At 46.8% G+C, this 15,099-nt stretch carries 15 protein-coding genes; 5 read left to right on the forward strand and 10 right to left on the reverse strand.

The window, feature by feature from the left end; all coding sequences use genetic code 11:
* Positions 1–69 precede the first annotated feature (69 nt).
* The 5 genes from B0681_RS03365 to B0681_RS03385 all read right to left on the reverse strand — a co-directional run bounded on the left by B0681_RS03365 (position 70) and on the right by B0681_RS03385 (position 5,712).
* Positions 70–1,266 (reverse strand): amino acid aminotransferase, encoded by a 1,197-nt coding sequence (locus B0681_RS03365; protein ID WP_078317340.1) that lies wholly within the window; start codon positions 1,264–1,266, stop codon positions 70–72.
* A 174-nt stretch (positions 1,267–1,440) separates the two neighbouring features.
* A complete protein-coding gene (locus B0681_RS03370) occupies positions 1,441–2,364 on the reverse strand; it encodes a LysR family transcriptional regulator (protein WP_078317341.1) in 924 nt (307 codons plus the stop codon).
* A 154-nt stretch (positions 2,365–2,518) separates the two neighbouring features.
* The gene (locus B0681_RS03375) at positions 2,519–3,598 is read right to left on the reverse strand and encodes a calcium:proton antiporter (RefSeq protein WP_078317342.1); all 1,080 of its coding nucleotides are present in this window, start codon (positions 3,596–3,598) and stop codon (positions 2,519–2,521) included.
* 192 nt (positions 3,599–3,790) lie between these two features.
* On the reverse strand, positions 3,791–5,113 hold the full coding sequence (locus B0681_RS03380) for a hemolysin family protein (protein WP_078317343.1): 1,323 nt from the start codon (positions 5,111–5,113) through the stop codon (positions 3,791–3,793).
* A gap of 44 nt (positions 5,114–5,157) precedes the next feature.
* Positions 5,158–5,712 (reverse strand): hypothetical protein, encoded by a 555-nt coding sequence (locus B0681_RS03385; protein WP_078317344.1) that lies wholly within the window; start codon positions 5,710–5,712, stop codon positions 5,158–5,160.
* Positions 5,713–5,769: 57 nt separating this feature from the next.
* Between B0681_RS03385 and B0681_RS03390 the strand changes: the two genes are divergently transcribed.
* On the forward strand, positions 5,770–6,252 hold the full coding sequence (locus B0681_RS03390) for a hypothetical protein (protein WP_078317345.1): 483 nt from the start codon (positions 5,770–5,772) through the stop codon (positions 6,250–6,252).
* 17 nt (positions 6,253–6,269) lie between these two features.
* Here the strand turns inward: B0681_RS03390 and B0681_RS03395 are convergent, their stop codons facing one another.
* Genes B0681_RS03395 through ubiG form a run of 3 tightly spaced genes read right to left on the reverse strand, consistent with a single transcriptional unit; the run spans position 6,270 to position 8,530 of the window.
* Positions 6,270–7,046 (reverse strand): YciK family oxidoreductase, encoded by a 777-nt coding sequence (locus B0681_RS03395; RefSeq protein WP_078317346.1) that lies wholly within the window; start codon positions 7,044–7,046, stop codon positions 6,270–6,272.
* A 41-nt stretch (positions 7,047–7,087) separates the two neighbouring features.
* A complete protein-coding gene (locus B0681_RS03400; protein WP_078317347.1) occupies positions 7,088–7,774 on the reverse strand; it encodes an HAD family hydrolase in 687 nt (228 codons plus the stop codon).
* A gap of 3 nt (positions 7,775–7,777) precedes the next feature.
* On the reverse strand, positions 7,778–8,530 hold the full coding sequence (gene ubiG / locus B0681_RS03405) for a bifunctional 2-polyprenyl-6-hydroxyphenol methylase/3-demethylubiquinol 3-O-methyltransferase UbiG (RefSeq protein WP_078317348.1): 753 nt from the start codon (positions 8,528–8,530) through the stop codon (positions 7,778–7,780).
* A 429-nt stretch (positions 8,531–8,959) separates the two neighbouring features.
* On the opposite strand from ubiG, the gene B0681_RS03410 reads away from it, so the two are divergent.
* The 4 genes from B0681_RS03410 to B0681_RS03425 all read left to right on the forward strand — a co-directional run bounded on the left by B0681_RS03410 (position 8,960) and on the right by B0681_RS03425 (position 13,649).
* Entirely contained in the window at positions 8,960–9,580 is a 621-nt protein-coding gene (locus B0681_RS03410) for a thiol:disulfide interchange protein DsbA/DsbL (RefSeq protein ID WP_078317349.1), read from the forward strand.
* 494 nt (positions 9,581–10,074) lie between these two features.
* Complete coding sequence (locus B0681_RS03415; RefSeq protein ID WP_078317350.1) at positions 10,075–11,079, forward strand: TAXI family TRAP transporter solute-binding subunit; 1,005 nt, start codon at positions 10,075–10,077, stop codon at positions 11,077–11,079.
* A 79-nt stretch (positions 11,080–11,158) separates the two neighbouring features.
* Positions 11,159–11,659, forward strand: a complete 501-nt coding sequence (locus B0681_RS03420) for a DUF1850 domain-containing protein (RefSeq protein ID WP_078317351.1) — start codon at positions 11,159–11,161, stop codon at positions 11,657–11,659.
* Positions 11,652–13,649, forward strand: a complete 1,998-nt coding sequence (locus tag B0681_RS03425) for a TRAP transporter permease (protein ID WP_078317352.1) — start codon at positions 11,652–11,654, stop codon at positions 13,647–13,649. Before B0681_RS03420 ends, B0681_RS03425 begins: the two co-directional genes overlap by 8 nt.
* A 66-nt stretch (positions 13,650–13,715) precedes the next feature.
* Here the strand turns inward: B0681_RS03425 and B0681_RS03430 are convergent, their stop codons facing one another.
* Together B0681_RS03430 and yjgA are read right to left on the reverse strand one after the other, a co-directional pair.
* Positions 13,716–14,141: an acyl-CoA thioesterase gene (locus B0681_RS03430; RefSeq protein WP_078317353.1), complete on the reverse strand. Its 426-nt coding sequence runs from the start codon at positions 14,139–14,141 to the stop codon at positions 13,716–13,718.
* Between the two features lie 425 nt (positions 14,142–14,566).
* On the reverse strand, positions 14,567–15,070 hold the full coding sequence (gene yjgA, locus B0681_RS03435) for a ribosome biogenesis factor YjgA (RefSeq protein ID WP_078317354.1): 504 nt from the start codon (positions 15,068–15,070) through the stop codon (positions 14,567–14,569).
* Positions 15,071–15,099: the final 29 nt, after the last annotated feature.

Here is a 15,099-nt window from a genome sequence, read left to right on the forward strand (position 1 = left end):
GCAGATACCGCTTGATGGCACAAAAAAAGCCCATTTTCATCACGAAAATGGGCTGTTCAGATCGGCTGATTATTTCAGCACTTCTGCCATCGCATTAGCGACATATTCGACATTGGCATTATTCAAGCCTGCGATACACATACGGCCATTTTCGACCATATACACCGCAAACTCATCACGCAGACGCACCACTTGCTCAGCAGTCAGACCAGTGAAGCTGAACATACCTTGCTGCTTGGTAAAGTAGCTAAAATCACGCTCAGGCAGCTTGGCCGATAGCACATCTTGTAGCTTTTGACGCATTTCACGGATACGGTCACGCATCTCATAGACTTCGCCAACCCATTGAGCGAATAGTTTTTCGTCATTCATCACGGTGTCAACGACTGCGTTACCGTGTGATGGTGGGCTTGAGTAGATGCGACGCACGGTGAATTTGAGTTGACCGTGGACTTTGTCCGACTCTTCTTTGGTTGGGCTGACGACTGATAGACCGCCGACACGCTCGCCATATAGTGATAGATTTTTTGAAAATGAGTTGCTGACAAACACAGGCAAGCCCATCTCAACCGCACGACGGATGGCATAAGCATCACCGTCCATATCGTCGCCAAAGCCTTGATAAGCGATGTCCATAAATGGAATCAGTTTTTGGTCTTTGACGATTTGTAGTAGCACATCCCACTGCTCACGGGTCAAATCCACACCAGTTGGGTTGTGGCAGCATGGGTGCAGTAGTACGACATCATTTTCGTTGAGCGTTTTGAAAAATGCACACAGCTCATCAAACTTCACGCCGATGGTTGCAGGGTCGTAGTATGGATATTTACCCACTTCAATGCCTGCACCTTCAAAGATGCTGATGTGATTGCCCCAAGTTGGGTCTGAGACATAGCATTTGGCAGCTGGGAACCATTGATGGATAAAGTCTGCACCGACTTTAAGCGCACCAGAGCCGCCCAATGTTGCGATGGTGGCGACACGGCCTTCGGCGACGGCTGGATGGTTTTCGCCAAATAGCAAGTTTTGGCAAGCTTTGCGATAGCCTGGCAGACCATCCATCGGCAGATAGCCGCGTGGGCGTGGTGGATTGGCGATGGTCGCTTCAGCTGCCTTGACGCACTCAAGCACTGGCAATTTGCCATCTTCGGTGTAGTACACACCAACGCCCAAGTTCACCTTAATATCGGTGCGTGGGTCATTGGCAAATTTATCCATCAAACCCAAAATCGGGTCGCCTGCATAGGGGGTCACATGTTCAAACATGGCTTAATCCTTCTTGTTTGACAATTTTAAAAATGTATTAATCAATTATTAGTTAATACAACAAAATTTAGCATGACTTAGTATAACGCAAAATGCGTACTTTGTGGATGAAAATTCATCGCCTTCTGCATAATTTTAAAATAAAACCGCCAAGCATACGCCTGACGGTGGTGATTAAAATTTGGCTGCTTTGGAATGGCTGACCAAAAATTCGTGCGCATTTTGCTCCAAAAATTCCTTAAATGCCAACGCCGCTGGCGATAGCGAACGGTTTTTGTGGGTATAAAGCAAAAATTTGCGCTCAACGACAGGATCGGCGATCGGTCGCATCACAAGGCCGTTTTGTTCCACCCATTCGGCAGCATAGAGCAGACACAGGGTCACACCAAGGCCCATGCGCGTCATGCCAAGTGCCGTCGATAAGAAATTGACCTCAAAATCAGGATTAAAAATGCGGCTGGAGATCTGCGCTGGCAGCTCGTTTTGTAGGCTTTGGATGAATGGGCCGTTCAATGTGATCAGGCGCTCATTCAACAGATCCGTCCAGCGCACGACATCTTTTTTGGCAAAAGGATGTGTCGCTGGCAGCACCAAATAAAATGGTGATGAAAATAGCACGCTGGCATCCAAATCATCAGAATGCACGCGCTCGGGTGCCACGCCCAGATCAGCTTCTAGGTTTTCGATGTGATCGACGACCTGATCCACCGAACAGTCAGTCAGCGTTACTTGAATGTTTGGGTGAATATCACAAAATTTCGCCACAAACTTTGGCATCGCACTCGCCGACAGCTGCTGTGAGACTGCCAGACGCACATGCCCTTGGTGCAGTGATTTTAGGTTGCTGACTTTTTCGTTCAGCACACTCATCTCATTCAGCACCCGTTTGGCTTGGGGCAACAGTCGCATGCCTGCATCAGACAGGTACAGCTTGCGCGTCGTGCGGTCAAACAGTTTGACGCCCAGATTTTGCTCCAGCTCCTTGATCAGCCCTGACAACGCCGACTGCGTCAAACACAGCGTTTCGGCAGCTTTGGTGAAGCTATTTTGTTCGGCGACGAGCACAAATGCTCTGAGTTGTCGAAGTGTGGTACTCACAAATGTCCTTGGGTTACAGCTTAAGATATATAAGCTGATATTATAAGTTGATAACTTTTTAATTACAAGCCATAATCACACTAATGTTATGTTATAGCCATAAAAAAAATGGCCTGGATCACAGATCACAAGCCATTTGATACTACTCATCGCATTAAGGCACGATGATGGTAAAGATGTATGCAGCCAAATTCACCAGTAGCACGATGCCATACAGCATGTTCGTGCGGCCCTGATTCAGCGACAGCATCACGATAAAGGTCGATAAGCCAAGCAGTACCATCGATTTGCCATCCAGACCCAGCACCAGCGGAATATCGTATAGCAAGCAAACGATGGTCACCGCAGGAATGGTCAAACCAATACTGGCAAGTGCCGAACCCAGCGCCAAGTTCAGACTGGTCTGAAAGCGGTTGCGACGCGCTGCATTCAGCGCAGCCAAGCCCTCGGGCAGTAGCACCACCGCTGCAATGATCACACCCACGAGTGCTGCTGGCGCACCCATCGCTGCCACCATCGATTCGATGCTGGGCGATAAGCTCTTGGCAAGCAATACCACGATCCCCAAACAGACAAGCAAAAAGCCAAAGCTTGCCGCTGTCACCTTGCCCGATGGTGGCTCAGCATGATGATCCAAGTCATCATCAGCCGCCAAAAAATAATCGCGATGGCGCACCGTCTGCACCATGATGAATGAGCCATACAGCACCAACGAGGCGATGGCAACGAAAATCAGCTGCGATGATGCATAGGTGCCTTCAGCAGTACTGGTGGTGAAGTTTGGTAAAATCAGTGTCATCACCAAAATCGATACCAGTGTGATCAGCGCTGTGCTGGCCGACTTTTGACCAAAAAACTGCTCACGGTGCTTTAGGCCACCAATCATCAATGATAAGCCCAAAATCCCGTTTAAGATCAGCATAATCGCAGCAAATACCGTATCACGCGCCAGATAAGCGGCATTATCGCCACCTGCCACCATCAGCGAGATGATGAGCGCCACCTCAATGATGGTGATGGCAAGCGCTAAAATGATCGTACCAAAAGGCTCACCGACTTTATGCGCCACCACCTCGGCATGATAGACCGCGGACAATACGCTACCGATGAGCAGCACACCGCCCAAGATCTGCAACAGGATGCTGCCTTTGATACCCACAAAATACAAGCCCCAAGCCACCAATGGCAATGCCATCGACCACACAGGCAGCCCAAAACGAGCATTTGATGCCATAAACACTCCTATGATTTTTGCTGAATCTTGGTAAATGTCAATTCAGCAGTATATGATGCAATGTGTGATCGTACATGATCCCAAGCATCGCCATCAAGTTTCATCAAACAAAAACAGCCATAGTAACATAATCTGATGGATGTTTTGTTATTAAAATATTAATTTGGGCAACCTGTCAACGCATTGGCTGACTTAATCATCCTCCTTAAAGATCGGCTTATCTTCCCTAATCAGACGCGTCACCAAGAGCTGGTCAATCTTATAATGATCAATGTCCACCACCTCAAATTTATAGCCCTCATGCTCCACCCAGTCCGCTAGGCGGGGAATCTTACGCAAGCGATACATGATAAAGCCTGCCAAGGTCTCATAATGATCCCAATCTGGAAATTCGTCAATATCCAGTGCGTGCTTGACATCATCAATCGGAGTGATGCCATCGATGAACCAAGAATTTTCATCACGGCGGATGATCTGCTGATCTTCAGGCTCAGCCGATGCCCAGTCGCCCATCACCGTCATCATGATGTCTGATAGCGTAATCACGCCAACGACGAGCGCATATTCATTGATGACCACGGCCATTTTCTCGTTACTGGCACGGAATTTGTCCAGTAGTTCTGAGAGCGTCAGCGTATCTGGGATAATCAGGATATTGCGGATCGTGGATTCATTGAGCTGAAAAAACGACTGATTTTTCATAATCCGCACCAAGATATCCTTGGTATCGACATAGCCGATGACTTGGTCGATGTGCTGATTGCACACCAAGAACTTGGAATATGGATAATCAGCAATCTTTTGGCGGATGCTGTCTTCGCTCTCATCTAGGGTAAAAAACACCACATCTTCACGCGCCGTCATCGACGATGGCACAGTACGCTCTTCAAGCTCAAACACATTTTCGATAAAATGCTGCTCTTGCTCCATCAGCACGCCTGCCTCAGCGCCAGCATCGACGATGGCGGAGATGTCATCAAAGGTGATGTTATCATCACGGTTGGTGTTGACCTTAAAGATGCGAAAGGTCAGATTGGCAATGGCATTGATTATCCATGCCAACGGCTTGACCAGCGTGATGACCAAGTTGATCGGGTTGATCACCGCCAATGCCACACGCTCAGGATTGATCATCGCGATGCGCTTTGGGATCAGATCGGCATATAAGATGAATAATAATGTGACGATCAAAAACGACGCAAAAAACGCGATGCTCTCAAGCCATGGCCCTTGATAGACCATGCCAATCCATTCGGCAAAATAAGGGCGCAGCGCCCCCTCACCCACCGAACCGCCCAAGATGGCGACGGCGTTCAGGCCAATCTGTGAAGTGGCAAAAAAGTCGGCAGAATTTTCTTGGAGTCGCAATACCTTGTCAGCGCGTTCGTCGCCTGATTCTGCCAATAGCTTTAGCTTGATCTTACGCGCGCCTGCCAGTGCGATCTCGGAAATGGAGAAAAAACTGGAAATCAGGATCAGCGCTGTGATGATCAGCAAATTTTGAAATAAACTCATGCAAATACCAATAATCGATTCAGCTCAACAAAAAAATACAGATACTACCGCTTCCAAGAATAATCAGCAACCAACACCGCTGTCACTGGCTGACCTAATAAGATGCCTTCTTTGGCATTGGCGGCAAATCTTGCATCTTGCTCATATTCATACACACGCCACGCCGCACCCGCCGCTGCGATCTTCTCAGGTTTGATGATATAATCTTTGCCATCAACGAAGTTCATTGTAAATTTTATGTGTTGATCGCGATGTGTGCCTGCGATGATGGTTTGTTCACCTGCAGGAACATTGATTTTCTCAAACGGCATTTTTAATTCATACACCTGTGAGAATGTATCCTTAGGGTCGATGATCACCTCATTGATCTGCTTGATATTCATCGGTCGTGGGGAGAGTTGCCCATGACCAAAGGCGGTGACATAAGGATAAATTCTGATCGTCGCATGCGGCTGATCGTGGGTCGCGGCACGAGTTGCATACGCTTCTACACCTGCCAAAAAATCATGCTGACTTTTGGTGGCATAAGCTGTTAAAGGGTTGGCGGTACACGCTGTCAAACCCAGCACCGCGCTCATCATCAATAAATTTTTAATCATATTCCAATCTTAGCAAAACTTTATTACAATAGCTAAAACCCAAACGGAGCTATCAAAATGAAACGATCTTTTCAATCTGTCTGTGTATTGGTATTGTCTTGCTTGGTCATCGCTGGCTGTGCAACCACCAACAAGCGAGCAGAAAAACACCAAAAGCTACTTAACACGCCTGCCGATTCGATGATTCTGCCTATGGATTACATTGATGCTTTTGCCAATGCTAAGCACAATTACGAAAAATGCGTCGCCAAAGCCAGTTTTCAAACGCCCATTTATGTCAATAGCATGGGCACCACCATCCAAACCATGACCACCATACCAGGCACTTATGTCAAAACCGATCTGGACAGACAAGCTGCCTTGGCGGTCATCGATATCGATACAGGTAATAAACCTAGCTCTGCGCTGCATTTTCGTCCATATGGCGAAAATCAAACCCAGCTGACGATATACCAAGCCACCAAAAGCACGAAGGTTCGCCAAAAATTTCTAACGAATGCTCAAGCCTATGCCAGCAGTCAATTTGATCGCTGTCCTTGATGGCTGGATGACACGGCTTACTTAGGCTGACAATCCACCACCTGCCCTTTGACACCTGATGCACCATCGGTCATCAGATACACATAGACCGCCATGATGTCTTCGGGAGTCTTAAGGGTGTTTGGGTCTTCGCCAGGAAAAGCGTGTGCGCGCATGTTGGTGCGTGTCGCCCCAGGATTGATGCAGTTGAAGCGTAGCGCGGTTAATTTTTGGGTTTCTTGGGTAAAGATGGTAGTCATACCCTCAACAGACTGCTTGGAGAGTGCATACGCTCCCCAAAACGGACGCAAATCATGCCCCACGGTACTTGTGGTAAAGACCACCGAGCCACTTTGGGCAGCTTTAAGTAACGGCAACAAGCTTTGGGTCAGCATAAACACAGCGGTTGAGTTCACACGCATCACCTGTTCAAAGGTAATCGGATCATACATCTCAAGCGGTGTCAAAGCGCCCAAAATCGCTGCATTATGCAGTACGCCATCTAAATGGCCAAATTCTTTTTCGATCAGATTGGCAAGCTCTTGCATCTGGGCAAAACTTGCTTTTTCTAAATCCAGTGGCAAAATCGCAGGCTCAGCAAGCCCCAAGTTTTCGATCTCATCATACACCGCTTCAAGCTTGGATTGGGTCTTGCCAAGCAGTAGCACGGTCGCACCGCATTTGGCATAGGTCAATGCCGCTACCTTGCCAATGCCGTCGCCTGCACCGGTGACTAGGATGATTTTGCCTGCCAGGCTATCGGCTTGGTAATCAAAAGCACGCATCTGATCGTGCGTGATGGTTTGCTTTGTCATAATTTTCCAATATACTTATAAACTTAAATACTTTGATAAACTTAAATCTGCCCAAGCACCCACTCACGCAGCTCATCAGGGGTCTCAATGATGGCATCGGCACCCCAAGTATCAAGGCTTGCCAAATCGTCTTTGGATAAATAACCAAACTTAGCAATCACCGTCGTCATCCCTGCTGCCTTACCTGCCTCGATATCACGATGATGATCGCCGATATACAGGCACGCCGTCGGATCGACCTTGAGGGTGTCGCACGCCAGATACATCGGCTCAGGATCAGGCTTGGTATGCGTCACATCATCAGGACAAACCAACACCGCACAGCGATCGCTTAGGGCAAGTCGATGGAGCAAATTGGTCGCCAAATAGCGAGGTTTATTCGTCACAATCCCCCAAGGCACGCCTTGCTGCTCAAGCGTCGCCAGTAGCGTCTCTAGCCCTGAAAAGACTTGGCTATCGACACAAATATCAGCCTCATAACGATCCAAAAACGCCTGACGATACGCCAACAACTCGGCATCATCATCACTGACATCGTGGAATTTTTCGCCAAAAATCAGCTTCACCATCGCACGAGCGCCTGCCGATACCTGCTCACGAATGGCAGCATCCGATGGAGCTTCTCGCCCATCTTCACGGCATAAGTCTTTGATAATACGGATAAAATCAGGGGCAGTATCAATCAGCGTACCATCTAGGTCAAATAAGACCGCTTGCAGTTTTTTCATCAGTTACTCGCTTGGCTTAACAAATGCCATCATGTAGTTCACATCGACATTGCGATTGGACAGCCAGTAGTGCTTGGTGATGGGGTTGTAGTGTAAGCCTGTCATATCAAATCGGCGAAAACCTGCTCGCAGTGCCATCTGGTCAAGCTCTGCTGGCGTGATGAATTTGTGATAATCATGCGTGCCTTTATCGACCAAATTGAGTACATACTCAGCACCGACGATGGCGAACAGATAGGATTTTGGATTGCGATTGATGGTACTCATCACGCACACGCCACCAGGCTTGGTCAAATCAAAACACGCCTGCACGATCGCCGATGGATCAGGCACGTGCTCAAGCATCTCCATGCAGGTCACCACATCATATTGTTCAGCCTCATCGCTTGCCAAGACTTCAGCTGGCACACAGCAAAACTGCACCTGCTCGCTCATGCCTGTTTTATCGGCATGGATGGCAGCGGCTTTTAGATTCTCATCACCCAAATCGATGCCCAGCACGCTTGCACCACGCACCGCCATCGAGTGCGCCAAAATCCCGCCACCGCAGCCGATATCCACGACTTTTTTGCCCTGCAGCGGTGATCCCAGATGTTCATTGGTGCGATCTTCGATCCAGTTTAGGCGTAGCGGATTGATGTCATGCAAGGACTTGAACGCCCCCATACGATCCCACCACTCATCGGCAAGCTTGGTGAATTTGCCAATCTCATCAAAATCGGCGTTATGCGCGGTGGTATCTGCTTGGCTGTGCATAGTGCTTCCTAGGTTATATAAAAGATAAATTGGCTCTATCTTACCATTTTTCGATGGTTTTGACCACTTTTGATCACAGTGATGCGCTGAGTTTTTGATCAATTTTGGATAAAAATAGACTTGGTTTTAGCAACCAAAAATTGACAGTCAGTTTGGCAGCCATGCACAACGGGTAATCTGATTTGTCTTTTTGGATGTTAAAACCGTGTCATCTAAGCTTAACGATGAGACAGATTTTTACTCAAAATTGAGGGATGACTACAAAAATTTACACAATTTGCAACGAAGCATTAAGAAAACTATTGCCACATTTGCCAAAAAATGCGCTAAACTATACCCATTGTATTGATAACCCAAAACCCATCACCGACGATGGCTGAGGGTTTTGTTCTTTTTTATGTTATGTGTAGCGCAATAAAGGAAAGACTCATGAAATTTGCTCTAAAAACGACACTGCTGGCGGCCGCTGTTGGCCTTGCGACACTTAGTCACGCCAATTTTGTTGAAGGTAAGGATTATCAGGTTTTGGCCAATCCTGAGAATATCGCAGGCGATGTCATCGTGGTGCGTGAGTTCTTTTGGTATGGCTGCCCACACTGCTACAACCTAGAACCGCATATGCAAAAATGGGCAAAAACCCGTGCTAATGATGTGGCATTCTTCCAAACCCCAGCGGCGATGAACCCAATGTGGGAAGTGGCAGCGCGTGGCTTTTATGCCGCTCAGCAGCTTGGCGCTCAAGAAAAAACCCATCAAATCCTATTTGATACCGTCCACAAAGACGGCAACCGTCGCGTCATCGGCTCACAGTCTGAATTGAGCAACTGGTATGCCTCACAAGGCGTGGATAAGGCCAAATTTGACAGCCTATATAACTCATTCGCTGTCACCACCAAAATCGAGCGCGCCAAAGCTGGTGCGATGCGCTATGGTCTGTCGGGCGTACCTGCCGTCGTGGTACATGGCAAATATGTGGTTTCAGGCGAAGATGCCAAAGTGCCGCAAGTGGTTGATTTTCTAGTCAATAAAGTGCGTGAAGAGAAGAAGTAATTTTCGGTCATTGATCAGCATCTGCCCAACAGATGCTGATTTTTTATGGTGTTGAAGCACTAAAGTTCCACAAAAACGCAGGAAAAATTAGACCAAGTGCATTCATTAGCCAAATGATGATTATAAAGTAGATTTAATTATTTTTACAACTCAAAAAATACATCATGTATCTCTTGTGTGATGGTCGTTTGGCTTTGACTCTAAGCCGTCATTGATAATTAGTTTTTACATTAATTTGCCCAGCACACCAGTCATCGATCGCTTGACTCTACCAGCCTGATATATGACAACCATCGGATTTAATTTTGCGATGCGTGCCACATTAACATGGATAAACATACATCTGCTTGCTTAAAATTTCGCTAAAAAACACAAAAAGGGTGGTTAATTTGTATTATTTTTGTGTTATGATGAGCAGCACAGTTACAAAGCTGTTTGTCCATTAGGACGATGAGGGACAAATATTTGCCCTTTTAAGATCACAAGGAGTTATCATGAAACTAGCTACCAAAGTTGCGGCTGCCACTTTATCCATCTTCTCATTGGTTGCCTGCAGCAACGAACAAACCACAAATAACACCCAAGCAGGCGCTGATAGTGCGCAGACAACTCAAGCCGATAAGCTTGATACACGATTTGTCACCATTGGTACTGGCGGAGCATCAGGCCCTTTTAACATTATCGGCACTTCTTTGGCCGAAATCTATGCACAACAATTTGGTGTCAATTCCAAAACCCAAACCACAGGCGCATCGGTTGAGAACCTAAACCTGTTGAACCAAGGCAAGCTTGAAATGGCCTTGGTGATGAATGATGCGCTCAGCGACGCCATCAATGGTACAAACAATTTCCAACAAAAAGTTGAAAATGTACAAACTGTCGCCAGCCTGTATCCAAATTACATCCAAATCGCCACCTCAGCCAAAAAAGGCATCAATAGCATTGATGATCTGCGCGGCAAACGCATCGCTGTTGGCGCCCAAGGCTCTGGCGTCGAATCTTCAGCACGCGCTTTGTTGTCGGCACTTGGCATTACTTATAATGACATCACCCCAGACTTCTTAGGCTTTGCCGAAGCAGCTGATGGTTTGAAAACTGGCAAACTTGATGCAGCTTTCTTTACGAGCGGTCTGCCAAACTCATCATTGATGGAATTACAACAAGGATTCGATCTACAAATCGTACCAATTCCAGCTGACAGAGTGGCTCAAGTTGCTGCAGCAAACAACATTTTTGTTGAGCAAACCATCCCTCAAGGCACTTATGGCAACGCCGCTGACATCCCAACTGCTGCTGTGATGAACAGCTTAGTTGTGCGCAGTGATTTGAGCGAGAATGATGTATACAACCTAACCAAATCATTCTTTGACAATTTGCCTGCACTGCAAACCGCACACCAAGCAGCTAGCGGCATCAATGCTCAAAACGCTCAGCAAGGTCTGATTGTAGGTCTGCATCCAGGTGCCCAAAAATACTACAACGAAATTGGCGCAAAATAAACATCCTGACTGATGCCAAAAAAATGGTCGGTTATTCATCGGCCATTTTATGTATGCATCTTTCAAGTGTGGTAACTAAATGCGTCTAGCGTCATCTACTTCCCATCGCCAGCCTTGGCTTCTCATCCTGCCAATTGTTGTGCTGATAGTGATTATTGGTTATCTTAGCCATCATGAGCGTCGTATCGTCATTCGCAGCAGTACTTTTGACTGCGTGTGGGGCGAGCGTGATTTTACGCTCAAATGGCGACATTCTGTCGAAAAGCAGTTTTGGCAAGAATATTATCAAATGCAAGATGATCAACTACACCTAACCAAAACTTTTATGCAAACCTTTGGGGCTGGCACACCGTCAACAGGTCAAGTCATCCCCGCACCTGAAGGCTATGTGGGGCTTTCAAGCAATGTGTTATTACCAAAAATTCATTGGGTCGTTTCAAGCAATATGCAAGGGCAAATCATTGGCCGCCAGGATATTTTTTCTGTTTATGAACATGTTCCTGATTATAGCGAAGTCCAAATTGCTGTAGAAACACACCCAAAGGGCTTTTGGCTTATCAAGGAGAGCTGTCATGACTGACACGCAAAATAAAAATGGCACGATGGATGTCAATGCTCAAGCAGTACTTGAGAAATTTGATCGCGAATCTGTCACTCGCAACCCAACCAGCCAAACCACCAAGTGGCTGATCGCTGCTATTGCCATCGCCTATTCTTTATTTCATTTGTACATCACTTTCAATCCAATGGCCGAACTGCTACAGCGCTCAATTCATGTCGCTGTGGGAGCGGCGCTGATTTTTTTGATTTATCCAGCCTCCAAAAACAGCAGTCGTCGCTCGGTGGCTTGGTATGATTGGATTTGGGTATTGCTGTCTTTTGTCACAGCAGGCTACTTAATCTATCAATTTGATGCCATCGCTAGCACCCGAGGTGGTATCGCAAACCAAACAGATGTTATTTTTTCCATCCTAACAGTACTGGTGGTTCTTGAGAGTGCCAGACGCATTACAGGTTGGATTTTGCCCGCTTTTTCATTACTTTTTTTGGCATATCCTTTCATTAGCCACATGAATTTTATGCCAGACAGACTGGTAACACGGCCTTATGATTTGGGCGATATTTTTGGCCAGTTATATCTAAAGACCGAGGGTCTGTATTCATCTGCCATCGGTGCATCGGTGACTTTTATTTTCCTATTCATCTTATTTGGCGCCTTTTTAGGACGCTCGGGAATGGGTCAACTATTTAATGATTTGGCACTGGCTCTTGCAGGACATAAGCAAGGCGGTCCTGCCAAAGTCGCGGTAATCTCCAGTGGTTTTATGGGCAGTATTAACGGTTCGGCTGTTGCGAATGTTGTTGGTACAGGTGCCTTTACCATTCCCTTGATGAAGCGTATTGGCTATCAAAAAGAATTTGCAGGTGCTGTCGAGGCCAGTGCATCTGTTGGTGGGCAAATCCTGCCTCCAATCATGGGTGCCTCAGCCTTCATCATGGCAGAAACCACTGGTGTGAAGTACAGTACCATCGCATTGGCTGCCGTACTACCTGCATTGTTGTATTATCTTGGGGTAATCATGCAGGTGCATTTTCGTGCTGGCCGCCGTGATCTAAAAGGCATCCCCAAGGCGGATCTGCCTCGCGTCAAAGAAGTGCTTAAAGAACGCGGTCACATGCTTTTGCCAATTATCGCTCTGATTGTTTTACTTGCCAACAACATTCCCGTCGGCTATGCTGCAGCTTATACCATTGCCTTTACCATCGTCATCAGCTGGCTAAGACCTGCCACGCGCATGGGATTTAATGACATTTTAGATGCATTGGCAGATGGTGCTAAGCAGTCATTATCGGTAATGGCTGCTTGTGCGGCGATCGGCGTGGTTATCGGGGTGGTTAATTTGACCAGTTTCGGTTCGGTCGTGACTTCATCAATCGTCACTTTGGGTGCAGGATCGCTGTTTTTGACACTGTTGCTCACCATGATTGCCTCAATGATTTTGGGTATGGGACTGCCATCAATTCCTGCTTATATCATTACTGCAACAATGGCCGCTCCTGCCTTGGCAGCCTTTGATGTGCCAATTCTAGTGGCGCACATGTTCGTGTTTTATTTTGGTATTTTCGCCAACATCACTCCACCTGTGGCTCTGGCAGCATTCGCTGGTGCTGGTATTTCAGGCGGTGATCCGATGAAAACAGGTTGGCAGTCTTTAAAGCTGGCTTTGGCAGGATTTATCGTACCTTTTATGTTTGTATACAATCCTAACATGTTGATGATCGATGTAGCGGATGCCGCGGTCACAGCCAAAGAGTTTTTGCGCCCAGCTTGGCATACCATTGCCATGGTTTCGGCAACCTCTATCATCGGTGTAATTGCTTTGTCTGCTGCTGTTGAAGGTTATCTTAAAACTACCATGAATACCTGGCAGCGCATCGTGATGGCAATCGGTGCATTCTGCTTAATTGTGCCTGAGATGATGACCGACATCATCGGTCTTTGTATTGTAGCAGCCATGTTTATCCTAAACTTGCGTCAAGCCAAACATGCGCCAACAGCCCATGTTTAAAACCTCCAAGCAAGGACAAAAGAATCAGCGCCATCACGGTGCTGATTCTTTTTTGTGTCCTTTTAACTAACTCCCCAAAAACTGCACAAACCGCTCCGGCACTTTCGCTACTTTTTGTTGCTGATAATCAAAAAATACCATGCCATTTTTAACCAAAGCAATCAGCTGATCATCAGCCTTACGCGTGATGGTGGTATAAATCTCGATGCCTGAACCCGTGATCTCACCGATTCCGATGGCAAAATCTAGCACCTCGCCATAAAAACTTTGGGCGGCATATTGCACCATCGCGTCCGCCATGATCAGTCCTGCCCCGCCAGCGTCAAGCTCAGAAAATCCGCCCGTAGCCAACCAGCGTAGACGCGCCTCATGCACCAGTTTTAGTACCGCATCATTGGCCAAATGGTTGCCATAATTCAAATCCCCGACTTGCACCTGTAGCTGTGTGCGGTACAGTACCGTTGGCGGTGGATTGAGTTTCACGCGAGCCATGACATTCTCCTTAAGTTTTGCATCCGTGCTTGCATGATAGCGCAGATTCTCATGTTAGACAAGCAGATCGCTGCTTTGTAAGAAAATGCTTACACAGATTGCCGCCATTTGCCACTGGCGTACATTCTGGCAATTTGCGATAATGACCATACAGCAAAGGAATACAGTCGATGAAATGACTGACTCATGGATGATGGCTGTATTAAGGAAATCACATAGGGCTAAGCCAAGATACGCAAGTTAAACTGCGTACCAAAGCTTTGAACAGGACAAGTAACAATGCCACATGAACCCAATTTCATGTGGCATTGTTACATTGAATTGTTACATTGATTAGCGGTCACTTCTGCAGGATGGATGAGCGGCTTGATCGCAGCGCCAAGCTGGCAACAAGGCCATTTTATGGCTGCCAATATCACGATCCATCAAGTCGATAAAATCGCCACTTCTTTGACATAGCTATGAAAATCCGCCAAACTCTCATCTAGCAGCTCATCGTCGCTTAAATGCTTGGCGTATTCGATCCACAGTAGCAGCTGATAAATACTGTTAAACTCACTGGCGTTGAACTGCTTAACAAACTGCTTGATCGTCGCTTCATCTGCCAAATTCAGACGACTATACCAAGTCTCAATCTTGGCGATCTGCTCTGGTGTAAATTTACATTCAAACAACGCCGCAGTCAAACTATGGCGATCTTCTTCGACGATCAGCTTGCCGATACGCTTGATTTGGCGGTTTTTGGCGGCCGCTGAGCTGATGCTGGATAACTGTGCCAATTCGTCCAAAAAATACTCGCTGACTGGCAGATTTTTTTGTTGTTTTTTGGAGAGATTGGCAAGTGGCAAAGCTAGTGCTTGCAAGCGTTCGTGGGATTTTTTGATTTCGGTGCGAGAGACTCGCATATCCATTTTTGACCAGTCTATCATAAAGCTCTCAAGTTATATTGTTCAATTTT

It is taken from the genome of Moraxella porci DSM 25326 (assembly GCF_002014855.1).
Taxonomy (GTDB): Bacteria; Pseudomonadota; Gammaproteobacteria; order Pseudomonadales; family Moraxellaceae; genus Moraxella; species Moraxella porci.